The organism is Kitasatospora sp. NPDC002543 (assembly GCF_053594915.1).
Map to the genome: position 1 here is coordinate 66434 of NZ_JBSFWR010000011.1, position 25578 is coordinate 92011.

Here is a 25578-nt window from a genome sequence, read left to right on the forward strand (position 1 = left end):
GGATCAGGAGTTGAACTCACAGGGGAAGCGGGTCGGGACGTAGGTCACCCACGGGTCGGCGAGGCAGGCGACCGGGGTGAGGTCGGCGTCGAGCTCGTCCTCGAAGCGGATGGCGTCCTCGTCGATCTCCAGCAGGCCGGCGTCGCGAATGTCGGTCATCAGGGCACTCATGGGGGCCTCCCAATGATTGGGGTCGATGGATCCTGCGCGCTGAGCGGGCTCATGCTAGTCAGGCCCTCGGGGCCGGGACAGAGCGCTGACGGACGCGCCGGATCGGATACGACAAAGGGCGGTTCCGTTTGTGGACGCCGGAGTCCCCCACCCTCGGCGGGGGCACCCGCGAGGGCCGGTCGGCCCCGGGACCGGTCAGCCCCGGAGGCGGCGGGCCCGGAGGTACTCGCGGGCGAGCAGGCGCAGCGCCGCGGGCTTGGCCGGGCTCGCCGAGCGGCGCAGCAGGGCGCCGAGATCGGCGCGGGCGGCGGCGCCGGTGAGCTCCTCCACGCCGACGATGCAGCGGGCCAGCGGCCGGTGGGCGGGCGGCACCCGGTCGATGACGGCCCGGCCCTCGGCGAGGGTCCGGTCGGCCCGGCCGAGCAGGTCGGCGAGCAGCGCCCGGACGGCGGGCAGGTCGCGGCCCCGTTCCAGGTCGGCGCGGGTGACGCCGTGCTCCGCGAGGGTCTGCACGGGGACGGTCAGCCGGCCGTCGGCGAGGTCCTCGGCGAGGTCGTTGACGAAGTCCAGCCGCTGGCTGCCGTCGATGAAGGTGCGGCAGGCGGCGCGGTAGTCGCCCTGGTCGCCGTCCGGTCCGATCAGGGCGGCGACCACCATGAAGGCGGGCAGTGAGTAGCCGTCGACGTAGGCCTGGTAGTCCTCCTCGGTGGCGAAGCCGGTGAAGTCCAGGTCGGCTCCGGCCGCGGCGAGGAAGTCCGGCACCCGGTCCCGCAGGACGGGGTGGGCGCCGGCGCTGTGCAGCAGGGGGCGCAGCTCCGGGTCGTCGGTGCGGCCGGCGGCGAGGCTGTCGGCGACCTTCCGCTGCCAGTGGGCGGACGCCGCCCGGCGTTCGGCGAGCGGGCCGCTGTCGAGCAGGGTGTCGGTGCGGTGCATGAAGGCGGCGGCGGCGATCACGTGCGGGACCATCGGGGCGGGCAGCAGCAGCTCGGTGGCGAGCGCGACCTCCCGCTTGTACCGGGCGACGAGCTCCCGCTGCCGGCCGTAGTCGGCCCGCAGCCCGGCCTCCCGTATGCCGGCCGCGTCCAGCGCCCGCTCCCACCTGCCCACTCGGTCCACCCCATCGTTCGTTCGACGGGGACCGAGCGTAGCCGGTGGGAGCGGCGACACCTATTCGGGCCCGATCGCGCGCCGGCCCTGCACCGGCCGTCGCCGCCGGCCGTCGCCGCCGGGCATCGCCGCCGGTCCGGGCCCCGGGGCGGGTGCCCGGTGTCAGCGCTGGCGGATCGTGGCGAAGCCGCAGGCCGGGGTGCAGAGGGTGACGATGCCGCTGTAGCGGTAGGTGGTCCGGCCCCGGGTGACGCTGTGCACGGTGTGCTTCTCCCGCAGGTTGGGTTCCCGGCAGCGCGGGCAGGCGGCGCCGACCGGGTCGCCCCACGGGCGGTTCGGGTTGAGCTTGACGGCGGAGACGACCAGCAGGAGGGCGGCCACGCCCGCGCCGCCGAAGCCGATCACCCGCCATGTGCCGTTCCCGGACTCCCGGCGGTCGATCATCTCGTCGTAGGAGTAGGTGCCCCCGCCGCCGTGGTTGGACCAGATCCGGCACTGGCTGTGCCGGGTCATGGTCGTGCCGTCGCAGGTCGGCGCGGAGTTCGGGTCCGCCTTGCCGACCACCAGCGCGAGGAAGAAGCCGAGCGCGATCAGCAGGCCGAACACGACCACGGCGACGGTTCGGCTGCGCCCGGTGTGCAGCCGTTTGCGCTCGTTGTACGCCGTATCGATCACAGCCTGGGCCGTGTTGCCGCCGTCGACCGCCACTGCTGTTCCCCCGTTGTCCGTGTCGCCCCTCCGGCCCGGGTCCCGGGCCGGATGCCCCCCGGCCGTCCGGGGGGCGAGACGAACCCACCACGAACGACGACCGCCTGTACGGGACTTGGTACGTTCTTGACCTTTCTCCCGCCCGCCGCACCGACCGGCTGCCCGCACCGACCGGCTACCCGCCTCGCCGGTCGTCCGCCGCGCCGGCCGTCCGTCCGTCCGCCGCGTCAGTCCGCCACCGCGACCGAGTCCAGGTAGGCGGCCGCCCTGGCCGGGTCGAAGTACCACTCCTCCAGGTCCGCCGGGTCGTTGAAGGCGTTGGCGAACCGGTGCGCCACGGCGGGCAGTTCGCCCCCGGCGGCGAGGAGCTGGAGGACGCGCGGGGGCGGCGGGGCGAGCAGTTCGTTGCTCCAGGTGGTGGCGGGGGCGGCGATCCGCCAGAAGCCGTCGAAGGCCCCCTGCTGGAAGGCCCGGTCGAAGGGCTTGTCGCCGTGGGCGAGGATCGCCTCCAGGTAGACGGCCGCGCACTTGGCGGCGTTGTTGGAGCCCTGGCCGGCGATCGGGTCGTTGAGGACGACGACGTCCGCGACGCCCAGCACCGTTCCGCCGCCGGGCAGTTCGCCGACGGGGTGGCGCACCGCCGGGGTGAAGCGTCCGGCCAGGGTGCCGCCGGCGTCGGTGAGTTCGACGCCGGCGCGGGTGCGGTCGTACTCCCACGGGGTGAAGGCCTTCATCAACTCCAGGGTCACCCGCAGGTGTTCGGCCGGGTCGCGGATCCCGTCGAAGGCGTCCGCCGGGCCGCCGGGCAGGGCCTCCCAGATCATGATGTCGCAGGGCCCGGCCTCGGTCAGCGCCGGCACCATGAAGAGCTCGCCGACGCCCGGCACCAGGTTGCAGCGCACCGCCGGGTAGTCGTGCTCGGGGCGCGGCCCGAGGCCGTGCACGTAGCTGGCCGCCAGCGCGCGCTGCGGCCGCTCGTACGGGGAGCGCTCGTGGTCGCGCTCGAACAGGGAGGCCAGTGCGCCCTTTCCGGAGGCCACCAGCACCAGGTCGTAGGAGCCGACCAGGTTCTGCAGGTCGGCCGCGGTCACCTGGCGCAGTTCGACCCGCCCGCCGCGTTCGGCGAACAGCTCCAGCCACGCGGACATCTTCAGCCGCTGGTCGACGGACTGCGCGCAGGCGTCCAGCCGCCCCACCCAGTCGATCGCGCGCGCCGACTCCGGCCCGGCGACCGACACCCCGAGGCCCTCGATCTGCGGGGCCCGGTCGGCCCACAGGTCCAGGCCGAGGGCCCGCTCGGTGCGCAGCGCGGAGTCGAACATGCACTGGCTGGACATCACCCGCCCGCCGCGCACCTCCTCCGGGCCGCGGTCGGTCAGCACCGTCACGTCGTAGCCGTGCGCCTGCAGCCCCAGCGCCAGTTGGAGTCCGGCCTGCCCGGCGCCGACGATCAGAACTCTGCGCATCGCCCCTGCTCTCCTGGTGGTCGTCCCGCACGGCCGCCCGGACGGCCCGGCCGTCTCCGGTCTGCTCTACCAGTCATCCCCTCGCCCGTCCACGGGCCGGACGCACCTCCGCGCGGCGACCGTCACCGCGGACCGGGCACGGCGGGGCGGTCCTCAGCCCGAGACCAGGCGGCGGCCGCTGATCTCCTCCGGGCGGATCCGCACCCAGCGCGGCCGGTCCCCGCCCGCCCAGGGGGCGGCGCCGGGCAGGCCGGCCAGGCGCTCCAGTTCGGCGGGGTCGTCCACGTAGTGCGCCGGGCCGAGGGCGAGCACGCTCCAGCCCCGGCCGAGGTACTCGTCGATGTGGTCGACCTGGAAGGAGACCGCGGCGCCCTCCTCCGGGGCGGATCCGCCGCCGTGCTCGCCGGTGCGGTAGGCGAAGGAGCCCTGGTCCACCACGTAGTTGACCGGCAGGACCACCGGGCCCGGCTCGACCGGCAGGGCGATCCGGCCGATGCCGTGGCCGCCGACCAGCTTCCAGCACTCCGGTTCGGTGAGGTCGAGCAGCCGGGGGCGGGGCCCCGGCCCGCCCTGGCCGGGCGGGGCGTCGGCACGGCCGGTCCGCAGCTCGGCGGGGGTGCTGTCGAGGGCGGCGGCGACCCGGACGAAGCCTCCCGGGTCGAAGCCGGGCCCGGCGTCCAGCAGGCACCGCAGGTAGCGGGGGGCCATCGCGGCCCGGTTGGCCAGGGCCTCCTCGCTCAGGCCCAGCTGCTCGCGCCGTTCGGCGATCCGACGGGCCACGGCGGCGGGGTCGGCGGTGTCGGCGGTGTCGTTCACGGTGGTGACTCCTCGGCTGGCCGGGGGCCGTCGGGCCGCGCCCGGGCGACGACCGGGCCGGCTCCATCCAAGCGCCCGGCCGACGGCAAGTCGAGCAACGGCGGGGCCCCGTGCGTGTCGGTCCGCGAGCCCGCACCCCCGCCCCGACAGCACGCCCCGGCCGCCGCCGCGCGTCCACCCGGTGGCCTACGAACGCGGACCCACGGGGCATAGACCCGGCCTATGACGCCATAGATCACCACCGCCTACTTCCCAGGTCATCCGTAGGGTTTGCTAAAAAGGTTCAGACCACGTTTGCAACCGCGCCCGACCGGAGGACCACCGTCATGCCCCGCCCGATCCGAGTCGCGATCGTCGGAGCCGGCCCCGCCGGCATCTACGCCGCGGATGCCCTGCTGAAGTCCGACGCCGCCCAGGACCCCGGTGTCTCGATCGACCTGTTCGAGCGGATGCCCGCCCCGTTCGGCCTGATCCGCTACGGGGTCGCGCCCGACCACCCGCGCATCAAGGGCATCGTCACCGCCCTGCACCAGGTGCTCGACAAGCCCCAGGTCCGGCTGTTCGGCAACGTCGACTACCCGAACGACCTCGCGCTGGACGACCTGCACCGCTTCTACGACGCCGTGGTCTTCTCCACCGGCGCGATGGCCGACCGGGCCCTGGACATACCCGGCATCCACCTCGACGGCTCCTACGGCGCCGCCGACTTCGTCTCCTGGTACGACGGGCACCCGGACGTCCCCCGGACCTGGCCGCTGGAGGCCGAGAAGGTCGCCGTCCTGGGCGTCGGCAACGTCGCCCTGGACGTCGCCCGGGTGCTCGCCAAGACCGCCGACGAGCTGCTGCCCACCGAGATCCCGCCGAACGTGTACGAGGGCCTGAAGCGCAACCGGGCCGTCGAGGTGCACGTCTTCGGCCGCCGCGGCCCCGCCCAGGCCAAGTTCAGCCCGATGGAGCTGCGCGAGCTGGACCACTCCCCCACCATCGAGGTGATCGTCGCCCCCGAGGACATCGACTACGACGAGGGCTCGATCGCCGAGCGCCGCGCGGTCAAGCACGTCGACCTGGTCGCCTCGACCCTGGAGAACTGGGCGATCCGCGACGTCGGCGACCGCCCGCACCGGGTGTACCTGCACTTCTTCGAGTCCCCGGTGGAGGTGCTCGGCGAGGACGGCCGGGTGGTCGGTCTGCGCACCGAGCGCACCGAGCTGGACGGCACCGGCAACGTGCGCGGCACCGGCGGCTTCACCGACTGGGACGTGCAGTCGGTGTACCGCGCGGTCGGCTACTACTCCGACGAGCTGCCCAAGCTGCCCTTCGACCCGGCCTCGGGCACCGTCCCGCACCAGGCCGGACGGGTCCTGGGCGGCGACGGCTCGCACCGCACCGCCACGTACGTGACCGGCTGGATCAAGCGCGGCCCGGTCGGCCTGATCGGCCACACCAAGGGCGACGCCAACGAGACCGTCGCCTGCCTGCTGGACGACCACGCCGCCGACCGCCTGCCCGGCGCCGTCGAGCCCGACCCGGCGGCCGTGGAGGAGCACCTGCGGGCGCAGGGCGTCCGCTTCACCACCTGGGACGGCTGGAAGCTGCTGGACGCCCACGAGCGCGCGCTCGGCGAGGCCGAGCAGCGCGAGCGGGTCAAGGTCGTCGAGCGCGAGGACATGCTCCGCCACAGCGGCGCCTGAGCCGCGGGGGAACGGCGGGCGGCGGGGTCCCGGCACGGAGCGCCGCCGCCCGCCGAATCCCGCGGACATCGACCCCGGAACCCCTCCGGAGCCTTCCCCCCGGGATTCCCGCCGTTTCCGCTTTCCGCACCGGGAAGCGCGCAGCGGGAGGCGGGCAGCGGAAAGCGGGGGGCGGGGGGCGGGCAGCGGGAAATGCGCGGGCCCCCGCCGACCGTCCCGCCCCCACCGGGGTACGTCCGTCAGGGGCGGACGATCGGCAGCAGCAGCTCGTCGACGATCTCCGCCGGATCGAGCTGCACGGCCTCCCCGCCGCACATCTTGATCCGGTACAGCAGCAGCGCCGGCACCAGGTCGGTGACGAGCGGGGTGACCGATCCGGGGCGGACCTCTCCGCGCTCGGTGCCGCGGTCCAGCACCTCGGCGATCAGCGCCGTCGTCGGCCCGACCACCCGTTCCAGCACGATCTCCACGAAGGCGCGCGCCCGCCGGTGGTCGAGCTCGCTCATGACGGCCCGTACCGCGGCGCCCAGCTCGCTGACCATCGCGGCGCGCAGCCTGGTGACCACCTCCAGCAGGTCGCCGCGCAGGCTGCCGGTGTCGGGGGCCGGTCCGGGGGCCGGCAGGCTGGCCCGCAGCGCGTCCTTGACCAGCTCCTCCTTGGAGGACCAGCGGCGGTAGAGCGCGGCCTTGCCGGTCTGTGCGGCGGCGGCCACCCCCTCCATGGTGAGCCGGGCGTAGCCGTCGGTGGTGAGCTGCTGGAGGACCGCCTCGTAGATGGCGCTCTCCAGTGCCTCGCCGCGCCGCCGCTGCGGGACGCCCGTGTCCGGTCCGTGCCCGGCATCCGTCTCAACGGCCATGCTCGCCCACCTTCTTCATTCGCCTTTCCTCGCACCCTTCGCAGCACGCATCGGCCGCCGGATCTCCGGGAAATCCCGGTCCGGCCGCGTGGGCGCCCGCACATCCGCAGGGTGAAGCATTGCGTATATCACGATTTTCGACGGCCCGGGCGTCCCGGGAACCACTGTCGATGTTAGTGAACGAACCCGTCCCGCCGTGTTCCGGGAAACGGCCCGACGACCGGGCCCGCGCCGAGCCCGGCGACCCCTCCCCCACGACGGGACCGGGACGGGACCGTGGCCCCATGCGGCTGGGGCGCCGTCAGCGATGGCATGGAGGAGCGGGTCGAAGCCGGACCCGCCTGCGGAATCCCCGTGGAGGACCCCATGACCGACAGAACGGCCAGCACGGCGCTGGTGGCCGCCGGTGTCACCGCGGTCTTCGCCGCGGTGAGCGTCGCCGCCGCCATCCGGGCCTGCAGGTGCCCGGTCCCGGGCGGCGAGGGCGCCCCGGGAGCGAAGCACCACCATCCCGGCCCCAGTGCCACCACCAGCCTCTCGAACCCCACTCCCCGCCGCTGCACACCCCCGAACTGCCGCTGACCCCGTCTTCACCATCCCCTCTCCCGCCCCCGGCCGCCCGGCGCGCCGGGGGCGCTTCGGTCCGCGAGGGCACACGGCGCGGGCCCACCGTGCAGGCGCTCACCGAAGGAGCTCGCCGAAGGCTCACCGGCGGACGAGGCCCTGCGCGAGGTCCCGCCCTCACCCGCTCGCGGGCCGGCGCGGGAGCACCGCGTGCACCCGCGTCCCGTGCCGCAGGGCGTCCACGGTGCAGCTGCCGCCGATCTCCGCGGCCCGCTCGGACATCGACTGGATCCCCACCCCCGGGTGCACCGGCAGGCCGTGGTCCGGGCCCTGCCCGTCGTCCTCGACGTCGAGCCGCAGCCGCCCGGCGTCCACCCGGACGGACACCGTGGCGCTGCTCGCCCGGGCGTGGCGCAGCACGTTGTTGAGCGCCTCCGCGGTGATCCGGTAGACGGCGACCTCGACGGCGGCGGGCAGCGCCGGCAGCGGGTCGGGCTCCAGCCGGGCGGTGACGGTGAGGTCCGGGCCGCTGAAGGTCTCGGCGAGCCGGTTGAGCGCGCAGGACAGGCCGTAGTCGCCCAGCGCGGTGGGCCCCAGCCGGTCGGTGATCCGCCGGACCTCCCGGACGGCCGAGGCGAGGTCGTCCGCGACCCGGTCCAGCACGGTGGCGAAGCGCGCCGGGTCGTCCACCGCCGCGGCGGCCTGGAGGCGCAGCCGCAGCCCGGCCAGCATCGGGCCGATCCCGTCGTGGATGTCCCGGCGCAGCTGGCGGCGCTCCTCCTCGCGGGCGGCGACGATCTGTTCCCGGCTGGCCCGCAGGTCCTCCGTCAGCTGGAGCGAGGCGACGGCGGGCGCGGCCTGGTCGGCGAGCGAGCGCAGGATGTCGCGGTCGCTGCCGTCGAGCACCCGCTGGCCCCGGCGCGGGGCGACGACCAGCCGCCCGATGCGGTCCCCCCGGTGCACCAGCGGGAAGGCCTCGTCGCTGCCGGAGAGCTCCCCGACGGCGGCCAGCGACCGTTCGCCGCCCCGGGTGGAGACGGTCAACTCCACACCGGGCAGGAGCAGTTCGTCACTGACGGTGCGGCACAGCACGGCCGGGACCTCCTGTGGGTCGACGGTCTGGCTGACCCTCCCGGCGAGGCTGCGCAGCACCTGGTACGGCTGCGCGCGCGAACCGTAGTACCAGCGGTCGACGACGTCGGAGGCCCAGCGCACGCCCTTCGGAAGGCCGGTGGCGAGCAGGAAGACGGCGGCGACCACCACCAGCGCCCCGAGTCCGCGCCCGGGCATCAGCATGGTCGACAGCAGGCAGGCCACCACCACGAAGACCACGGCCAGCCCGGCGGCCACCAGCAGGCCGACCAGCACCCGCCGGGCGGCCCGGTCGAGGTGCCACGAGCCGTCCCGGACCACGACGGCGGCCAGGGTCACCGTCCACAGCGCCGAGGTGACGGCGAACGCGGCGTACGCGAGGGCGCCCTGGTCGAAGTAGTAGCCGAGCTCGGCCCCGCCCCACAGCAGGTAGACCCCGAGGGCGGTCAGGACGTTCTGGCGGCGGCGCCGGGAGACCCCGCGGACGCGGGACAGCGGCACCAGCACCACCAGGACCGTCAGCGCGACGTACACGACGAGCTGGGTGTCGAGCATCCGGTCGTTGAAGCCCTGCAGCCAGTTCGCGAGGCCGCTGCCCGCGAACGGGTTGGGCCGGCCGAACACGGTGGGCCCGGCGACGTAGTAGCTCGCCGGAGGCAGCCGCCACAGGGCCACGGCACCGATCGCCCACCACCACCGCCCGCTCGGCAGCGTCCCGAACGGCAGCCACAGGGGCAGCGCGTGCCACAGGGCGCCACTGACGGTGTCGCACAGCGAGGACAGGACCGCCACCGCCCCGACCACGTGCGGATCGCCCCCCTGGACCCAGACCGGGGCCTCCGCGGCGACCGGGACGATCGAGGTGGCGCCGTACACGAGCAGCACCCAGCCGAGCTGGTTGCCCGGCCGGTGGGCGTGCAGCAGCACCCCGCCGGCGACGGCGGCGAGGCCGTACCCGAGCACCGCCAGGTCGTGGACGGGCACGGAGACGCCGGGCGCGCCGAGGTGGCTCAGCACGTACCCGACCCACAGGCCGCCGACCACCAGGCAGAGGAGCGCGCACAGCCCGGCCGCGGCCAGTTGCCGCTCCGCCGGACCGGATCGTGGCCGCCACCAGGCTCTACGCGTGCTCTCCGCAGCCATCTGCGCCCTCTCCCTCGTCGGGCCCCTCCGGATCCCTGAAGTCTGCTGCACCCGTTGTCCCGGGTGCATGAGGCAGCGGCCCCGACGGCCCTCGTGGCGGCGCGGGGAGGGCCCCGCCGGGCCGTCAGACGTGCTCCGCCAGCACGGCCCGCACCTGCGCCAGCAGCGTCCGGTGGTCCTCGCCGTACGTCACCACCGCCGCGTACACCGCGTCGATCGCGGCCCGCAGCGAGTCCGGCTCGGCCGCGCCGACCACGGCGGGCAGCGCCATGTGCGGCTGCGACACCGGCCAGTCGGGCTCGACCGGGCCGAAGCCGGCGGCGGAGCCCCGGACGGTGTAGCCGAAGGTGCCGAAGGCCGCCCCCTCGGCGAAGACCGCTCCCTCGGCGACGGCCGTCGCATCGGCGAAGACCGCTCCCTCGACGGCGGGTGCCGGGGGGTGCGGCACCTTGGCGTCGAACGGCTCCGGCCACGAGGCGGGCTTCGGCTGCGGGAGGGGCACCGCCCACGGTCCGTCGGGGTCCGGGTGCGGGGGCCGGAAGGGCTCGCGCTCCGGCGGGACGGCCCGGCGGACCGCCCGGTCGGGCACGCGCGGGTCCCCGGCCAGGACCTGCCAGAGCGCGACCCGGTCGTCGAAGGGCGGAGGCAGCGGGCGGTCCTCGTCCAGGGCGGTCAGCGCGGCGGCGACCCAGTCGAGCTCGGCGAGGCCCGCCACCGTGCAGGCCCGCCGGGCGGCGAACCGCGCCACCGCGTACCGGGCCCGCGGGCCGGCGTCGTCCAGGGCGTGCAGCAGGGGCGCGTCGAACTCCAGCAGGCCCCGGACGTTGCCCGTCACGCCGCGCAGGGCCGCGCTCGGCCGCCGTCCGCCCCACTCCCACAGCTCGGCGGCGGCCCGGTTCTCCTCCGCCACCCGCTCCCGGGCGAGCCGGGCCCGGTCCTCCTCCGCCGCGCGCTCCTCGGGCGTGGGCGGCGGCGGCAGCTTCCGGGCGCAGTCGTGCCAGTAGGCGGCCTGCGCCGAGGTCTGCCGCAGGACCCGGTCGGGCGCGGGCGGGGCCGGCCAGAACTGGAGCAGGTAGCGGTCCACCGGCGGCTCGCCGGACACCAGGGTGTCGAGCCGGTGCCCCTCGTCCATGCCCCGGGCGCAGTAGCGCACCCGGTGGTCCGTCTCCGCGAGGTCCAGCTCCCCGGCGACGCCGCCGCCCCACTCCACCAGGCTGCACTCGTCGGAGGCGGGGCGGAACGACACCTCCACCACGTCCTCCCAGCCCTCGTCCAGCGGCGGGGCCTGCTCGTGCACCTCCACGGTGAACCCGACCGTCCCGGTGTGCAGACCGGTGGTCAGCCAGAGCGCGCCGGGAACGGCCGCGCCGCAGAGCCCGGAACGCTGACCGGCGAACGCGTTCGCCAGATCGGGCCCCGCGCCGTCGGGATCGCTCTCCACGTAGAGCTGCCCGTAGTGGACCCGCACCTCGCCGTCGACCGGCCTGCGCACCATCACAACACCCTCCCCGGAAGCAGTACGGCACGAGCCTAGGAGGCACCACCGACAGCGCACCCACCGAGCCCGCCCCGACGGACCGCCGGCACCGCGCCGCGGTCCGTCCCGAGAGGCGGCGGGCACGGCGCCCGCCGATACTGGGGCCGCCCGGACTCTTGCGGAGGAACCCATGGACTACGGTCTCGGCGTACGGCTCGACCGGCCGTTCTCGCAGGCGGTGGAGGCGGTCACCGCCGCGCTCAAGGAACAGGGCTTCGGCGTCCTGACCACCATCGACGTCCGGGCGACGCTGCGCGAGAAGATCGGCGCGGAGATCGAGGACTACCTGATCCTCGGCGCATGCAACCCCGCCCTCGCCCACCGCGCGCTCCGGGCCGACCGCCGCATCGGGTTGCTGCTGCCCTGCAACGTGGTCGTCCGGGCCGACGGCGACGCCACGGTGGTCGAGGCCGTCGACCCGCAGACGATGGTCACCCTGGCCGGCCCCGGCGGCGGCCTCGGCGAGGTCGCGGACGAGGCGGCGCGGCGGCTGACCGCCGCCCTGGACACGCTGCGCGGATGAGGAGCACACCATGACCGCACCCGTCGTCGCCGGATTCGACGGCTCGCCCGAGAGCCTCGCCGCCACCGAATGGGCCGCCCGCGAAGCCCGGCGCCGCGCCTGCCCGCTCGACCTCCTGGAGGCGTGGCCGTGGCCGCACCGGGACGTCGTCGGCAGCGAGGAGACCTACCGGCACGCGCTGGACCGGCTGGAGCACCGGGCCGAGGAGCTGCGCCCACTGGCCGGCGACGGGCCGGTCACGTCGGCGATCGTCCCGACCGACCCGGCCGAGGCACTGGAGGCCGCCGGGAACTCGGCCTCCCTGCTGGTGCTGGGGTCACGCGGACTGGGGCCCGTACGCGGCTTCCTGGTCGGCTCGGTGAGCCAGGAGGTGCTGCGCCGGGCGAGCTGCCCGGTGGTGCTGGTCCGGGCGGAGCCGGTCGAGTCCGACGGCCCGGTCCTGGTCGGCCTCGACCTGACCCACGCGATGGACGACGTGCTGGCCTTCGCCTTCGACGCGGCCGCCCGGCGCGGGGCGCCGCTGCGGGTCGTGCACATCTGGGCGCCCCCGGTCGCCACCGAGTACATGGCGCTCCAAGCCGTCGGCGGGCTCAAGGGCGAACTCTCCGCCGTCGAACGGACCCGCTTCGCCGAACAGCTGGACCCGTGGCGCGAGCGCCACCCCGAGGTGTCGGTGACCGCCGACCTGATCCAGGGCAGCCGCTCCGTGGCCCTGGTGGACGCGGCGGCCGGAGCCCGGCTGCTCGTCGTCGGCCGCCGCATCCGCCGCACCCTGCTCGGCGCCCACCTCGGCCCCGTCGCCCACGCCGCGATCCACCACGTGGTCTGCCCGGTCTCCCTCGTCCCGCACGACTGACGGGCTTCGGCAGGGCGTCACCGGGTGCGCGACGCCACGCGTGGTGCGCCGGGAGACCAGCCGGCACTCCGGTGAGGGTTCTCCGCGGGCTCCCGCTCACCAGGTCACGGGCAGTGACCGCATCCCGTAGATGAACGAATCCGTGCGGAACTCGCGCTCGCCGGTCAGCCGCAGCCCCGGCAGCCGGCGGAACAGCGTCTCCAGGGCGATCTGGAGTTCGGCGCGGGCCAACGGCTGGCCCAGGCACTGGTGCACGCCGAAGCCGAACGCCAGGTGCCGCCGGGCGTCCCGGTCCAGGTCCAGCTCGTCCGTCGCCCGACGGCCGGCGCCGCCGAACACCGCGTCGTCCCGGTTGGCGGTGGAGAGCATCGCCATCACGCCCTCCCCGGCCCGGACGGTGACGCCGCCCAGCTCCACGTCCTCCAGCGCCACCCGGGGCAGGCCGGTGTGCACGATGGTCAGCAGCCGCAACAGCTCATCCACCGCACCGGGCAGGGTGGCCGGGTCGGCCAGGCCGGGGATCTGCTCGGGGTGCTCCAGCAGCAGCGCGGTCGACAGCGAGATCATGCTCGCGGTCGTCTCGTGCCCGGCGATCAGCAGCAGCACGGCCATGCCGGCCACGTCGTCCGGCGTCAGGTCGTCCCGCGCCGCGAGCCGGCTGAGGGCGTCGTCCTCCGGCTGTGCGCGCTTGCGGGCCGTCAGGTCGCGCAGGTAGTCCCGGACCTCCTCCTGGGCCTCCCGGAGCTGCTCCACGGTGCTCTCCCGGCTGAGCATCGTGCGGCTCAGGCTCTGGAAGCGGTCGTGGTCCTCGTACGGCACGCCGAGCAGCATGCAGATCACCAGCGAGGGCACCGGCAGCGCGAAGTCGGTGACCAGGTCGGCCGTGGTCCGGCCCGCGGTCATCCGGTCCAGTGTCCCGTCCACGATCCGCTGGATCTCCGGGCGCAGCGCCTCCACCCGCTTGACCAGGAACTCCCCGGTGATCATGCGGCGCTGGCGGGCGTGCTCGGGGTCGTCGAGCCGCAGGAAGTCCGGATTGTCGGTGATCAGTTCGCGAGCGCCGGCGACGAGCAGCGGGAAGGCCGGGTGGCGTATGTCGGCGCTGAACCGGCGGTCGGACAGCACGGTGCGGACCTCGGCGAAGCCGGTGACCAGCCAGCAGAGGTCGCCGTCGGGCAGTTCGGCCCTGGTCACCGGCCCGGTGGCGGCGGCCTCGGGGTACGCGGGCGGCGGGCCGAACGGGCAGCCGCCGGAGTGCCGGGCCGGCAGCAACGGGACGGCGGGGGCGATGGGCGCGGTGGGTGTGGTGGTCACGGTGGGAGTCTCCTCACGTCGCGGGTGTCCTCGTGGGGTTCAGGGAGCCCGGGAAGGTGCCCAGCGGCCTGCGGGGCCGGCGGCGGAGGTCCGTCAGGCCCCGGTCCGCGCGGACTCGTCCCCGGTGACGGTGATCGCCCGGCCCGGGCAGAGCTCGGAGGCGAGTCTGACGCCGTCGAACTGCTCGGGCAGCAGAACGGTCTGACGGATCGTCACGAGACTGTCCCGCTCGTCCTGGTCGAAGACCGCGGGGGCGTTCGTCACGCACAGGCCGGAGCTGCAGCAACGGTCCCGGTCGACGCTCACCTGCATGTCGGGCACCTTTCGCCAGGGCGGCACCGACTGCCCGGCGGCCGCCGCTTGTTGTCCCGGTCAACCTAGCCGTCGCCGGTCCGCCTACTGAGGGGTACGGCGGCCGGATCGAGAATGGCCGATTCGGCCCCTGTGCGTGAACCCCCTTGCGGCGTAGTGCGTTTCCATCGGCGGTACTTCCCGGGCGGGTCGGCGGGCCCGGGCGCGCGGACGGCCTCACGAGCCTTCGTCGGCGGCCGACTCCCGCACGGAGGCCACCGTGTCGGCCTCGGTGGCCCTCTCCTGCGGCCGGTGGCGCACCACCCGGGCGCACCGCGGGGACGGCCCGGCGGGGTAGCGGGCCCGCGCTGGACGCCGTCGAAGGCGACCCCGCCGACCGGTTCCGGCCGGACCGGCACCGTCCGGGCGTCCTGCCCGGCCTCCCGGGCGGGCAGCTCGGCGGTCTGCCGGGCGGACGTCCGGCCGGTCGGCTCCGCGGATCCGGCGGGCGACGACGTCGGGGTGGGACATCATCGGCACGTGCGAGGAGTCGATCTCGACGGTGCGCGACTTCGCCCGCCGGGATTCGAAGCGCTCCAGGTCGGGCGCGAGCGCCCGGTCCTGCTTCGAGACGACGAACCAGGACGGGATGTCGCGCCAGGCGGCGGCCGGTTTCGCCGGCCCCGCCGGAGGGCGGCCGCTCCCCCGCCGCTCACAGCTCCCCGGCCCGGTACCGGGCCGCCTCCTCCTCCAGGACCGCCGGGTCGGGCGTGCGGTGGCGGACGGCGCTCACCCACCGGTGGGCGAGCGCCCCGAGGTCGGCGGGCGCCCCGAGGTCGGCGGGCCGCTCGGCCGTCGGGCCGCCGAGCAGTGCGAGCAGCCCGGCGGCCGCCGGGTCGTCCTCGTCGCAGACGGCGCAGAGCGTGGCCTCCTTGAAGCCGGTCACCGGCTTCCCGGACCGGTTCGGCCAGGAGTGCGGGTAGCGGGCGGTCAGCAGGGCGGGGTTGCCGCAGCGCCGGCAGGGCGGGAGGGCGGCGGTACGGACCTCGATGCCGGCGGGGAACTCGTTCGGGGCCGTCATGCCGGGCCCGCCCAGGCGTCGGCGCCGACAGCGGCCTCGATGTCGGAGGCCATGGCGGCCGTGAACTCGGCCGGGTGGTTCGCGCTCAGGTGGGCGGTCCAGGAGGATACGAGGCCGTAGCCGGCGGTGTGCGACGTGTTGAAGGCGTAGCCGGCGAACGGCAGCATCACATCCCACAGGGCCTTGATCGACTCACCGGAGTAGCCTCCCGCACGCATGCCGGCGTGAAACCTCTCCCGTTCGGCGGCCAGGACGTCCGGCTTCCTCTTTCCCGTCGCCCGGCGCGGCACGTCCGGCGCCGCCCGGGGCGCGGCCGGCCGGTCGGCGGGCGATGGCCATGGTCTGCTCCTGGTGGACGAGCAGGTGGCGGGTGGAGCCCTGCCTCCTCGCGGTCCGCCCCGACCGCCCCGCCGCCATCCGGCTGCCGGGCGGGCCGCGGACGTGGGACGGGGCCGGCGCGCCCGTGCGGGTGCGCCGGCCCCGTGCGGGGGTCGAGGCCGGTCAGCCGGCCGTGAAGTAGCCGTAGAGGTCGGTGATCAGGTCGACGCCGGCCGAGTTGTTCCGCAGCCGGATCACCCCGTTCGTGCCGAGCGGGACCTGGGCGTGGTTGGCCACCGTCTGCCCGGCGCGGAAGTTGAGGTTGCTGGTGCCGGGGGCCGGGGTGAGGTCCGGGTAGGCGATGACGTGCCCGTCGGAGAGCGGGCCGGTCGCGGTCAGGTTGACCACGCCGGCCACGGCGTTCGCCGGGACCGGGCCGGCGCCGCCGACCCGGACGGTGGTCTCCGCGCCGGGGCCGAGGGCGGACAGCGGTGCGACCCGGGTGTCCTGCAGCCGGACCGGGATGACGGGGGTGAACCGTCCGGTGGCGCCGCCCCCGTAGTAGCCGACGACGTCGGCGATCACGTGGGTGGAGCCGTCGTTGTTGTAGACGTCCACCGTGCCGTCCGGGCCGAGCGGCACGATCACCTGGTTCGCCACCGTCTGTCCGGGCGCGAAGTTCAGGCTGGACGTGGCCGGCCGGCCGCTCTGCCCGCCGGGCCGGGCCGCCAGGTAGCCGTTCGCGGTGGGCTCGGTGGCGGTCAGGTTGAGGGCGACGGCCTTGGCCCCGGCCGGGACGCCCGCGGCGCCGGCCACCTTCAGCGGCAGCGAGGCGCCGGGCGCCACCTTGGCGCCGGACCGGCGGGTGTCGGCGAGCCGGGTGGGCGGCAGCGGGGCGTAGCCGTCCTGGGCCTGCGGCAGGTAGTAGCCCATCAGGTCGACCACCACGTCGACGGTGCCGGCGTGGTTGGTGAGGCCGAAGTTGTAGCCGCCCGTCGACGTGACCGGCACGGTCACCAGGTTGGCGACGGTCTCGCCGGGGGCGACGTTCAGGCCGGAGGTCCCGCTCGGGGCGCCGCCGATGGTGGAGGTGTCCAGGTGGGTGCTCGCGGTGGCGCCGGTGGCGGTGATGTTCACGACCGCCGCGGTGGCGCCCTGCGGGAGGCCCGCGATGATCGGCCGGCTCTCACCGGGCCCGAACCCGCCGGCGCGGCCGGGGTCGTTCGCCGGGTCCCGGGTGTCGTAGATCCGCTTCGGGGCCACCGGGACGAAGCCCGCCGGGGCGAAGCCCACGCTGACCGCGGTCGTGGCCCGGTCGGTCTGCCCGGCGGTGTCGGTCACGGCGACCGAGGCGGTGTAGGTGCCGGGTGTGGTGTACATGTGGCTCGCGTAGTCCTTGGCCGAGGTCTCGACGGGCGAGCCGTCGCCGAAGTCGTACGCGTAGGAGGCGATCTCCCAGGGACTGGTGCTCTTGATGGCGCTCAGGGAGAACTGGAAGCCCCCGGAGGGGTTCGTGGCCTCCAGCACGGCCTTCGCCGGGCCGGGGTCGCTCACCTTCACCGTGCCGCCGTAGGCCCCGTACCCGTCGCCGAGGCTGGTGAGCCGCTGACCGTACGCGTCGGTGACGGTGACGGTGATCCGGTAGTCACCCTTGGTGGTGTAGGTGTGCGGGACGGTCCTCTCCGCGCTGGTCACCGGGGCGCTGCCGTCGCCGAAGTCGAAGGTGTACGTCTGATCGGACGTCCACTCGTTGTGGGCGGAGGCCGTGGCCCTGACCGTCAGCGGGTAGGCGCCGCGGTCCAGGTCCGTCGCGACGGACGCGTCGATCAGCCCGTAGCGCTCGTACGCGCCGCGGTCCCGGTGGCCGCCGCCCGGGGCGTTCGGCACCTTCGGGTCGTCGATGACCGGCCGGCCGGCCTGGTCGGTGTCGGGCAGGCCGGGTGCCGAAGGGTCTCCGGAGTCGATCGACGCGGACCACTCCTCCGGGAGGCTCGGCACTACCCCGCTGACGGTCGGCCCGGATTCGGCGAGGTCGTGGGCGGCCTGGCCGGTGGCCGCCCGCAGGGCGGGCAGCCGGTAGGCCGTTCCGGCCCAGCGGTAGCCGCCGTCGCCCTCGTCGGTGACCAGGTTGTAGTCGACCTTGGTGTCCGCCACCGAGCCCGGTCCGACGTCGAGCTGGGCGGCGCCGGGGCGCTTCCCGCTCACGTTGCGCACCAGGACGTTGTTCTCCACCACGGCTCCGGCGGAGGCCCCGGCCAGGACGATCCCCGAGTCCCGGTTGTAGCTGACCGTGTTCCCGGTGACCACCGCCCCCGGGGAATCCGTCACGGTGATGCCGGTCGAAGACTGCGCGATGTCGTTGGTGGTCACGACCGCGCGCCGCACTCCGGCGCCGATGCCGATGCCGTCGCCGACGCTGAACTGGCTGCGGCTCACGGTGACGTCGCTGCTCGCCCCGGCGACGGAGAGGCCGCCGGTGAACGTCGCGTACGAGCCCTGGACGAAGAGCCGGTCGAGGGTGACGGCCGAGGAGTCCGTGACGGCGACGGCCGTGTCCTGCGCGAACGCGAAGAGCTCGCGCACCTCCACGTCGTGGACCCCGGTCAGGGTGAAGGCGTGGACGCCCTGCTCCTCCCGCGGCGCCATCACCCAGACCCGGGGCCCGGTGTTCGGCCAGCCGGGGGCCCACTCGCCCACGAACCCGATCGGGTGCCCCGGCGTGCCGGAGCGGCGGACGTCCACCTGCTCGGCGTACTCGCCCGGCGCGATCCGCACCGTCTGCCCAGGCAGGACGACGCCGGCGGCGGCGGCGATGGTGCAGAACGGCACGGCCCGGCTGCCCGGGCCGGTGTCGGAGCAGGACGCGGTCTTGGCCACGTACAGCTCCGTGGCGGGCTCGGCGGCGAGGGCCGCGGGCGGCGGCATGCCGACGACGGCCGCGAGGGCCGCCGCGGTCGCCGCGACGGCGGGACGAAGGCGCAAGGGGGGGAACCTCTCCGGTGGGCGCGGCCACCGGCCGCGCGGCAGGTCGTTGCGGGGGCCACGTGACGGTTCGGTGCGCGGGCCGCCGATATTTGATCACTCGTTCGACCGGGTGTCGAGATCTTTCCCGCCCGGCCCGCGGGGCCGCTGTCGGGCGGGGCTCCGCCGCAGGTCGCACCGTCGGCGAGTGGACCGCGACGGGCCGGAGCCGCCGTCCGCGGGGAACCGGCGGTTCCGGGTTCGACCGGGCCGAGCCGTATCACGTCCGGCTGACGACCGTTAGCATGACGGGTATGACGCCGACCACCGGCGCCGGTTCGCACAGATTCCAGAGCAGTGTCGAGGAGTTGACGATGAGTCGCGCTTTCCCTCTGTCCCGGACGACCGACCCCGTGGCCGAGGAGGAGCGGCGCACCATCCTCGCGGCACCGGGGTTCGGCAAGTTCTTCACCGACCACATGGCCTCGGCCACCTGGACGCCCGCCGAGGGCTGGCACGACCGCAAGGTCTCCGCGCTGGTGCCGTACTCGTTGCACCCCAGCGCCGCCGTGCTGCACTACGCCCAGGAGATCTTCGAGGGCCTGAAGGCCTACCGCCGCGCCGACGGCAGCGTCTGGCTGTTCCGCCCGGAGATGAACGCCCGCCGCTTCGCCCGCTCCGCCGAGCGGCTCGCCCTGCCGGTGCTGCCGGAGGAGGACTTCCTCACCAGCGTCGAGGAGCTCGTCCGCGCCGACGAGGCGTGGGTGCCGGACTCCGCCGACGAGAAGAGCCTCTACCTGCGGCCGTTCATGTTCGCCTCGGAGGCCTTCCTGGGCGTCCGGCCCGCCGAGGAGATCGCCTACTCGGTCATCGCCAGCCCGGCCGGTCCGTACTTCCCCGGCGGGGTCACCGGCATCACGCTCTGGGTCAGCAGCAACTACACCCGCGCCGGCCGGGGCGGCACCGGCGCCGCCAAGTGCGGCGGCAACTACGCCTCCAGCCTGGCCGCGCAGCTCGAGTCCCGCAAGAACGGCTGCGACCAGGTGCTGTTCCTGGACGACACGGGCGGCGAGGGCGACCTGGAGGAGTCCGGCACGATGAACCTGTGCCTGGTCACCTCGGCCGGCGAGCTGGTCACCCCGGGCCTCGGCAACATCCTCGACGGGGTGACCAGGGACTCGATCCTGGCCCTGGCGGGCGAGTTCGGGCTGACCCCGGTGGAGCGCTCGATCACCCTCTCCGAGCTGCGTTCCGGCGCCGCCGACGGCACGGTCACCGAGGTGTTCGCCGCCGGGACGGCCGCGGTGATCACCCCGATCGTCGGATTCAAGGGCGAGGGCTACGAGTTCACCGTCGGCAACGGCACGCCGGGCAAGCAGACCATCGCGATCCGCGAGCACGTGCTGGACATCCAGTACGGACGCGCCGAGGACGTCCACGGCTGGATGCGCCGGGTGGTCTGACCGGCCGGGGCGGCCCGACCGGGCCGCCCCGCGCGCTCAGCCCCGCGCGCTCAGCCCCGCTCGGGCACCACGACCTCGCGCTTGAGGATCTTCCCGGTCGGCCCCTTGGGCAGCGCGTCGACCGTCCAGACCAGCCGCGGGTACTTGTACGGGGCGACCCGCTCCTTGACGAAGGCGCGGATGTCCTCCGGCGTCGCCGACGCGCCCTCGCGCAGGACCACGGCGGCGGCCACCTCCTGGCCGTGGGTGGGGTGGGGGACGCCGATCACCGTCGCCTCGGCGACCGCCGGGTGCTCGTAGAGCACGTCCTCCACCTCCCTCGGGTAGACGTTGAAGCCGCCGCGGATGATCAGGTCCTTGCGCCGGTCGACGATCCGGAAGTCGCCGCGCCCGTCGCGGGTGCCGAGGTCCCCGGTGTGCAGCCAGCCGTCCCGGACGGTCTGCGCGGTGGTGTCCGGCCGGCGCCAGTAGCCCTTCATCACGTTGTGGCCCCGGATCACCACCTCGCCGACCGTGCCGTCCGGCACTTCCCGGCCGGCGTCGTCGACGATCCGCATCCGCACCCCCTCGATCGGGATGCCGACGGTGCCCGCGATCCGTTCCCGGTCGCTGCGGTTGGCGCAGGCCAGCGGCGAGGACTCGGACAGCCCGTAGCCCTCCAGCACCACGCAGTCGAAGTCGCTCTCGAAGCCGCGCAGCACCTCGGGCGGCATCGACGCGCCGCCGCCCAGGCACACCCGCAGCGAGGAGGCGTCGTACTCGGCGCGCCGCGGGTGGGTCAGCATCAGGGTGTACATGGTGGGGACGCCGAGGAAGACGCTCACCCGGTCGCGCTGGATCACCGAGAGCGCGGCGAGCGGGTCGAAGCGCGGTACCAGCGTCATGCACGCCCCGACCGCCACCGCGCAGTTGAGGCCGATCACCTGGCCGAAGGAGTGGAACAGCGGCAGCCCGCCGAAGATCACGTCCCCCTCGACCATCCCGAGCACCCGGACGCCGGCCCGGACGTTGCACACGATGTTGCGGTGGGTCAGCTCGGCGCCCTTCGGCGCCCCGGTGGTGCCGGAGGTGTAGAGGATGACCGCGGTGTCCTCTCCCCCGCGTCCGGCTGCCTCCGGCGGGCCGGACGGCTGCTCGGCGAGCGCCGCGGCGAGGGCGGCGGGCTCGACGGCGACCAGCCGGGTACCGGTCTGCCGCACGCCCTCGACCGCCTGCTCGGCGCCCGTGTGCCAGGCGAGCAGCACGGCGGCCCCGGCGTCGCCGAGGCAGTGCTCGATCTCCCGGGCCTTCAGCAGCGGGTTCATCGGGACGACCACCGCCCCGGCCCGCAGGATGCCGTAGTAGAGCACCGCGAACTCCGGCACGTTGGGCAGCAGGACGGCGACCCGGTCGCCGGGCGCGACGCCGAGGGCGGCCAGCCAGTGCGCGGCCCGGGCGCTGCGCGCCTCCAGCTCGGCGAAGTCCAGCACCTCGTCGTCGAGCCGCAGCACGGGGTGGTCCGGGCAGCGGGCGGCAGTCGCGGAGAGCAGGTCGGGGATGCCGTACGGGAGGTCCGCTCCGGCGGACGGGTCGCCGGTGGACGGCGCGGCGGCGCTCACGGCGGACGGGTCGGGGACGACGGGCATGCGGATGCTCCTCGGGGCGGCGGGACTCGGTCTGGTCCTCATACGGTCGGACGGATGCCGCTCTGTGACGCGGCGCCGTCCTCGGACCCCGCACCCGCACCCGCGGCCGAAGCCGCAGCCGCACCCGCGGCCGAAGCCGAAGCCGCGGCGAGCATCCACGGGGCGATCCGCTCCACCAGCCCGCGGTTGTGCCGGATCCAGCGGAAGTGGTCCAGCGGGCGGCCGTCCGCCTGCGCGGCGCGGTAGCTCCAGCGCTCCGCCCGGCCCGGGGGCAGCTTGGCGCACAGGTGGTCGACGGCCCGCGGCGGGGCGAGCTCGTCGCCCTGCACGTCCACCGCCAGCACCGGCAGGTCGACCCGGGCCAGCGCCCCCTCGTAGTCGGTGACGGCGCCGCGCACCCGGTAGCGGCCGGTGCGCATCTGCCGCGCCCAGTCCCGCATCAGCCGGGCCGACTCCCGGCCGCCGAAGCCGAACCGCTCACCGGGCCAGTACCCGAGCACCGCCGAGGCGACGATCGAGAACTGGCTCAGCGCCAGCCGGCGCAGGCCCGCCGGCATGCCGAAGGTCCGGTACCAGGCGGACCCGCTGGCCACCAGCACCGCGCCGGCGAGCCCGGGCCGGTACACCCCGCAGTGCACCAGGCCCAGTTGCCCGCCCAGGCTGTGCCCGAGCAGCAGGCGCGGCGCGCCCGGGAACGCCCCGGCCACCGCCTCGAGCACCGCGCCGAAGTCGTGTTCCACCAGCTCGCGGAAGCCGAAGTCGACCCCGTGCCGGGGCACCGGCCGGCTCTCGCCGTGGCCGCGCAGGTCGCAGGTGGCCACGCTCAACCCGGCCGCGTGCAGGGCGCGGACCAGCGGGGTGTAGTGCCGGGCGGCCGTCCCCATCGCCGGGAGGACGACCACCACCGGGGCGGTCGGCTCCGCCCGGGCCAGCGCCCGCACGGTGAGCCGGGCGCCGTCCGGCGCGGCGATCTCGGCGATCACGGGGAACCGGGGGGTCCTCACGTCCCGGCCTCCCCACCAGCACCCGGCCGCCAGCCGATCACCCCTGCGCCCCAGGTGATGCCGGCGCCGAACGCGGCGAGGCCGAGCAGCTTCGGGCCGTCCAGCAGGCCCTCCTCGCGGGCGTGGGTCAGGCCCAGCGGGATCGAGGCCGCCGAGGTGTTGGCGACCCGGTGCACGTTCAGGTAGAGCCGCTCCGGGGGCAGCCCCACCTCCTTGCCGACCGCGCGCACGATCCGGGCGTTGGCCTGGTGGGCGACGAACAGGTCGAGGTCCTCGCAGGTCAGGCCGCGCCGGGTGAGCACCTCCCGGGTGGCGGCGGACATCTTCTCCACCGCGTGGTCGAACACCTCCCGGCCGTCCATCCGCAGCTTGCGGTCCTCCCGGTCGGCGTAGAGCAGCGGGATCTGCTCGCCGTCGCTGCCGAGCGAGAAGCACGGCTCGGGCGCGCCGGGCACGTCGGCGACCACCGCGGCGCCGGCGCCGTCGGCCAGCAGCACCGCGGTGCCGCGGTCCTCGTGGTCGGTGATCCGGGTCAGCGCGTCGGCGCCGCAGACCAGCACCGCGTCGGCCCGGCCGGTCTCGATCAGCGCGGCGGCGTGGTCCAGGCCGTAGACGAACCCGGCGCAGGCCGCGTGCAGGTCGAAGGCGGTGGCCTGCGGCATGCCGAGCCGGGCGGCGACCTCCACCGACACCCCGGGGGTGACCCGGTCGGGGGTGATGGTGGCGACCACGACGTGCCGGATGCTCGCGGCGCTGCGGCCGGAGCCGCGCAGCGCCTGCTCGGCGGCGGCCACCACGAGGTCGGCGAGCCGGCCGTCCGGCGCCAGGAAGCGGCGTTCCTCGATGCCGGTGCGCTTGACGATCCACTCCGGGGAGGCGCCGATCCGCTCGAAGTACGCGTTGGGGACGACGCGTTCGGGCAGGGCGGCGCCCACCCCCACGATCGCGGGCGTCATGCCGTGCCTCCTTCGGCGAAGGCCGGGCCGGTGCCCATCCGGACGGCGTGCATCCCGCCGTCGGCGTGCAGGATCTCCCCGCTGACGGTGGCGGCGAGGTCGGAGAGCAGGAACAGCACCGGGCCGATCACCAGGGCGGGGTCGGTGCGGTCCCAGCCGAGCGGCGCCTCGGCCTGCCAGCGGTCGGCGATCCGGTCGAAGGTGCTGATGGCCTGCCCGGCGACGGTCTCCACCGGGCCGGCCGCCACCAGGTTGACCCGGACGCCGGACGGGCCGAGGTACATCGCCAGGTAGCGGCAGACCGCGCCGAGCGCCGCCTTGCTCACGCCCATCCAGTCGTAGCCGGCCCAGGCGCCGCTCGCGTCGAAGTCCAGTCCGACGACGCTGCCGCGCCGCCCGTCCGCGGCGAGCAGCGGGGCGAGCGCGGTGGTCAGCGAGTGCAGGGAGACGGCGGCGGTGCGCAGCGCGAGGCCGGCGTCCTCCGGCGGGGTGGTGAGGAAGTTGCCGCTGAGCGCCGTCTGCCGGGCGGCGGCGACGGCGTGCAGCACGCCGTCGACCCCGCCCCAGCGCTGCTCCAGTTCCTTCGCCAGCCGGGCGAGGTCCTCGGGCCGGGTGACGTCCAGCTCCAGCACCTCGGTGGGGCGGGGCAGGACGCCCGCCGCCTTCTCGGTGATCCGCCGGGCCCGGCCGAAGCCGGTGAGCAGGACCTCGGCGCCCGCCTCCTGGAGCGCCCTGGCGGTGTGCCAGGCGATGGAGTCCTGGTTGAGCACCCCGGTGATCAGATAGCGGCGTCCGTGGAAGCCGAGCATCACTCCTGGCCTTTCTTCACGCAGGTCGTACCGGACGTCCCCGGGGCGCCGGCCGCCGCCAGCACCAGGGCCGCGTTGTGCCCGCCGAACCCGAAGGAGGTGGAGAGGCCCGCCCGGCGGCCGCCGGGCAGGGTGGCGGGGCCGAGCGGGGTGGCGCGGCGGACCAGGTTGAGCGGACCGAGCTTCTCGTCCGGCTCGCGCAGTCCGACGGTGGGCGGGGCGGTGGCGTGGCGCAGCGCCTGCAGGGTGGCGATGGCCTCGACCGCGCCGGCCGCGCCGAAGAGGTGGCCGGTGCAGGACTTGGTGGAGGAGAGCGGGACGTCCTCCAGGGCCGGGCCGAGCGCCAGCCGCAGCGCGTCGCACTCCGAGCGGTCGTTGAGGACGGTCCCGGTGCCGTGCGCGTTGAGGTAGCCGAGCTGCCCGGGGGTGATCCCGGCCGCGCCGAGCGCCAGGGTGACGGCGCGGGCCGCGGGCTCGCCGGTCGGGTCCGGGGCGGTGAGGTGGTGGGCGTCGCAGGTGGCGCCGTAGCCGAGCACCTCGCCGAGCACGGTGGCGCCCCGGGCGGCGGCGCCGGCTTCGGTCTCCAGCAGCAGGATCCCGGCGCCCTCGCCGATCAGCAGGCCGTCCCGGTCGCGGTCGAAGGGCACCGACCGGCCGCTCTCGGACAGCGCCCCGGCGGTCCGGAACGCGGCCCGCACCAGCTCGGAGGTGGAGGCCTCGGCGCCGCCGACCAGCACCGCGTCGGCGGCGCCGGCGGCGAGCAGCAGCAGGGCGGTGCCGATCGCCTGGGTCGCGCTGCTGCAGGCCGAGGCGAGGCAGAGCGCCTCGCCCCGGAAGCCGTACCGCTGGGCGATCTGCGAGGCCGCGGCGTTGGCCATCATGGCGGGCACCATGAGCGGGGAGACGAACTCCCCGCCCTGCTCCCGGAGCACCTCGGCCTGGCTCTCGAAGCTCGCCGTCCCGCCGAGCGCGCAGCCCACCACGCAGGCGATCCGCTCGGCGGGGTAGGGCGGCGGGCCGTCCGTCCATCCCGCCTGGGCCAGGGCCTCGGCGGCGGCCACGAGCGCGAGCTGGGTGAAGCGGTCGGTGCGGCGGATCTGCTGGCGCGACAGGTGGTCGGCGGGCCGGAAGTCCCGGCACAGTCCGAGCCCGTCGCAGAGCCCGCTCTCGCCGGCCACCGCCCGCCGGTGCAGCTCGTCGGCGCCCACGCCCAGTGGGGTCACCG

24 protein-coding genes are annotated in these 25578 nt (G+C 75.3%); 5 read left to right on the forward strand and 19 right to left on the reverse strand.

From position 1 onward, the window contains the following. Window positions 1-3 precede the first annotated feature (3 nt). The 5 genes from ACWD4P_RS07765 to ACWD4P_RS07785 all read right to left on the reverse strand — a co-directional run bounded on the left by ACWD4P_RS07765 (window position 4) and on the right by ACWD4P_RS07785 (window position 4268). Window positions 4-159: an SflA family class IV lanthipeptide gene (locus tag ACWD4P_RS07765; RefSeq protein WP_449778936.1), complete on the reverse strand. Its 156-nt coding sequence runs from the start codon at window positions 157-159 to the stop codon at window positions 4-6. Window positions 160-366: 207 nt separating this feature from the next. Next, on the reverse strand, window positions 367-1278 hold the full coding sequence (locus tag ACWD4P_RS07770) for a phytoene/squalene synthase family protein (RefSeq protein WP_449778937.1): 912 nt from the start codon (window positions 1276-1278) through the stop codon (window positions 367-369). A gap of 162 nt (window positions 1279-1440) precedes the next feature. Further along, window positions 1441-1986: a hypothetical protein gene (locus ACWD4P_RS07775; RefSeq protein ID WP_359820378.1), complete on the reverse strand. Its 546-nt coding sequence runs from the start codon at window positions 1984-1986 to the stop codon at window positions 1441-1443. Window positions 1987-2213: 227 nt separating this feature from the next. After that, window positions 2214-3452, reverse strand: a complete 1239-nt coding sequence (locus ACWD4P_RS07780) for a styrene monooxygenase/indole monooxygenase family protein (RefSeq protein WP_449778938.1) — start codon at window positions 3450-3452, stop codon at window positions 2214-2216. Between the two features lie 153 nt (window positions 3453-3605). Next, window positions 3606-4268 (reverse strand): pyridoxamine 5'-phosphate oxidase family protein, encoded by a 663-nt coding sequence (locus tag ACWD4P_RS07785; RefSeq protein WP_449778939.1) that lies wholly within the window; start codon window positions 4266-4268, stop codon window positions 3606-3608. 326 nt (window positions 4269-4594) lie between these two features. Here ACWD4P_RS07785 and ACWD4P_RS07790 point away from each other — a divergent pair, with 326 nt between their 5' ends. Further along, the gene (locus ACWD4P_RS07790; protein WP_449778940.1) at window positions 4595-5959 is read left to right on the forward strand and encodes an FAD-dependent oxidoreductase; all 1365 of its coding nucleotides are present in this window, start codon (window positions 4595-4597) and stop codon (window positions 5957-5959) included. Window positions 5960-6198: 239 nt separating this feature from the next. Here ACWD4P_RS07790 and ACWD4P_RS07795 read toward each other — a convergent pair whose 3' ends face one another. Beyond that, window positions 6199-6816 carry a TetR-like C-terminal domain-containing protein gene (locus tag ACWD4P_RS07795; protein WP_449778941.1) on the reverse strand — a complete coding sequence of 206 codons (618 nt, stop codon included), beginning with the start codon at window positions 6814-6816 and terminating at the stop codon, window positions 6199-6201. Window positions 6817-7182: 366 nt separating this feature from the next. On the opposite strand from ACWD4P_RS07795, the gene ACWD4P_RS07800 reads away from it, so the two are divergent. Continuing rightward, window positions 7183-7398, forward strand: coding sequence for a hypothetical protein (locus tag ACWD4P_RS07800; protein WP_449778942.1), 216 nt, complete (start codon window positions 7183-7185; stop codon window positions 7396-7398). 159 nt (window positions 7399-7557) lie between these two features. On the opposite strand, the gene ACWD4P_RS07805 is transcribed toward ACWD4P_RS07800, so the two are convergent. Next, a complete protein-coding gene (locus ACWD4P_RS07805) occupies window positions 7558-9615 on the reverse strand; it encodes a histidine kinase (protein ID WP_449778943.1) in 2058 nt (685 codons plus the stop codon). Between the two features lie 124 nt (window positions 9616-9739). Then, window positions 9740-11110: a hypothetical protein gene (locus tag ACWD4P_RS07810; protein ID WP_449778944.1), complete on the reverse strand. Its 1371-nt coding sequence runs from the start codon at window positions 11108-11110 to the stop codon at window positions 9740-9742. Window positions 11111-11282: 172 nt separating this feature from the next. On the opposite strand from ACWD4P_RS07810, the gene ACWD4P_RS07815 reads away from it, so the two are divergent. Further along, the gene (locus tag ACWD4P_RS07815; protein WP_449778945.1) at window positions 11283-11675 is read left to right on the forward strand and encodes a DUF302 domain-containing protein; all 393 of its coding nucleotides are present in this window, start codon (window positions 11283-11285) and stop codon (window positions 11673-11675) included. Between the two features lie 10 nt (window positions 11676-11685). After that, window positions 11686-12531 carry a universal stress protein gene (locus ACWD4P_RS07820; RefSeq protein ID WP_449778946.1) on the forward strand — a complete coding sequence of 282 codons (846 nt, stop codon included), beginning with the start codon at window positions 11686-11688 and terminating at the stop codon, window positions 12529-12531. A gap of 96 nt (window positions 12532-12627) precedes the next feature. On the opposite strand, the gene ACWD4P_RS07825 is transcribed toward ACWD4P_RS07820, so the two are convergent. The 6 genes from ACWD4P_RS07825 to ACWD4P_RS07850 form a co-directional block, all read right to left on the reverse strand. Continuing rightward, window positions 12628-13845, reverse strand: coding sequence for a cytochrome P450 (locus ACWD4P_RS07825; RefSeq protein ID WP_449778947.1), 1218 nt, complete (start codon window positions 13843-13845; stop codon window positions 12628-12630). 93 nt (window positions 13846-13938) lie between these two features. Further along, window positions 13939-14157 carry a ferredoxin gene (locus tag ACWD4P_RS07830; RefSeq protein ID WP_449778948.1) on the reverse strand — a complete coding sequence of 73 codons (219 nt, stop codon included), beginning with the start codon at window positions 14155-14157 and terminating at the stop codon, window positions 13939-13941. Window positions 14158-14373: 216 nt separating this feature from the next. Next, window positions 14374-14787 carry a hypothetical protein gene (locus ACWD4P_RS07835; RefSeq protein ID WP_449778962.1) on the reverse strand — a complete coding sequence of 138 codons (414 nt, stop codon included), beginning with the start codon at window positions 14785-14787 and terminating at the stop codon, window positions 14374-14376. Window positions 14788-14848: 61 nt separating this feature from the next. Continuing rightward, window positions 14849-15217, reverse strand: coding sequence for a DUF6300 family protein (locus tag ACWD4P_RS07840; RefSeq protein ID WP_449778949.1), 369 nt, complete (start codon window positions 15215-15217; stop codon window positions 14849-14851). Continuing rightward, a complete protein-coding gene (locus ACWD4P_RS07845) occupies window positions 15214-15435 on the reverse strand; it encodes a hypothetical protein (RefSeq protein WP_449778950.1) in 222 nt (73 codons plus the stop codon). Before ACWD4P_RS07845 ends, ACWD4P_RS07840 begins: the two co-directional genes overlap by 4 nt. 283 nt (window positions 15436-15718) lie before the next feature. Then, window positions 15719-18517: a PKD domain-containing protein gene (locus ACWD4P_RS07850; protein ID WP_449778951.1), complete on the reverse strand. Its 2799-nt coding sequence runs from the start codon at window positions 18515-18517 to the stop codon at window positions 15719-15721. A 353-nt stretch (window positions 18518-18870) separates the two neighbouring features. Here ACWD4P_RS07850 and ACWD4P_RS07855 point away from each other — a divergent pair, with 353 nt between their 5' ends. Further along, the gene (locus tag ACWD4P_RS07855) at window positions 18871-19959 is read left to right on the forward strand and encodes a branched-chain amino acid aminotransferase (protein ID WP_359820342.1); all 1089 of its coding nucleotides are present in this window, start codon (window positions 18871-18873) and stop codon (window positions 19957-19959) included. Window positions 19960-20009: 50 nt separating this feature from the next. On the opposite strand, the gene ACWD4P_RS07860 is transcribed toward ACWD4P_RS07855, so the two are convergent. Genes ACWD4P_RS07860 through ACWD4P_RS07880 form a run of 5 tightly spaced genes read right to left on the reverse strand, consistent with a single transcriptional unit; the run spans window position 20010 to window position 25576 of the window. Continuing rightward, window positions 20010-21584, reverse strand: coding sequence for a long-chain-fatty-acid--CoA ligase (locus ACWD4P_RS07860; protein ID WP_449778952.1), 1575 nt, complete (start codon window positions 21582-21584; stop codon window positions 20010-20012). Window positions 21585-21622: 38 nt separating this feature from the next. Then, window positions 21623-22588, reverse strand: a complete 966-nt coding sequence (locus tag ACWD4P_RS07865; protein ID WP_449778953.1) for an alpha/beta hydrolase family protein — start codon at window positions 22586-22588, stop codon at window positions 21623-21625. Next, a complete protein-coding gene (locus ACWD4P_RS07870; RefSeq protein WP_359820335.1) occupies window positions 22585-23544 on the reverse strand; it encodes a beta-ketoacyl-ACP synthase 3 in 960 nt (319 codons plus the stop codon). Before ACWD4P_RS07870 ends, ACWD4P_RS07865 begins: the two co-directional genes overlap by 4 nt. Next, complete coding sequence (gene fabI / locus ACWD4P_RS07875; protein WP_449778954.1) at window positions 23541-24353, reverse strand: enoyl-ACP reductase FabI; 813 nt, start codon at window positions 24351-24353, stop codon at window positions 23541-23543. The genes ACWD4P_RS07870 and fabI overlap by 4 nt, the downstream gene beginning before the upstream one ends. After that, window positions 24353-25576, reverse strand: coding sequence for a beta-ketoacyl-[acyl-carrier-protein] synthase family protein (locus ACWD4P_RS07880; RefSeq protein WP_449778955.1), 1224 nt, complete (start codon window positions 25574-25576; stop codon window positions 24353-24355). The genes fabI and ACWD4P_RS07880 overlap by 1 nt, the downstream gene beginning before the upstream one ends. Window positions 25577-25578 lie beyond the last annotated feature (2 nt).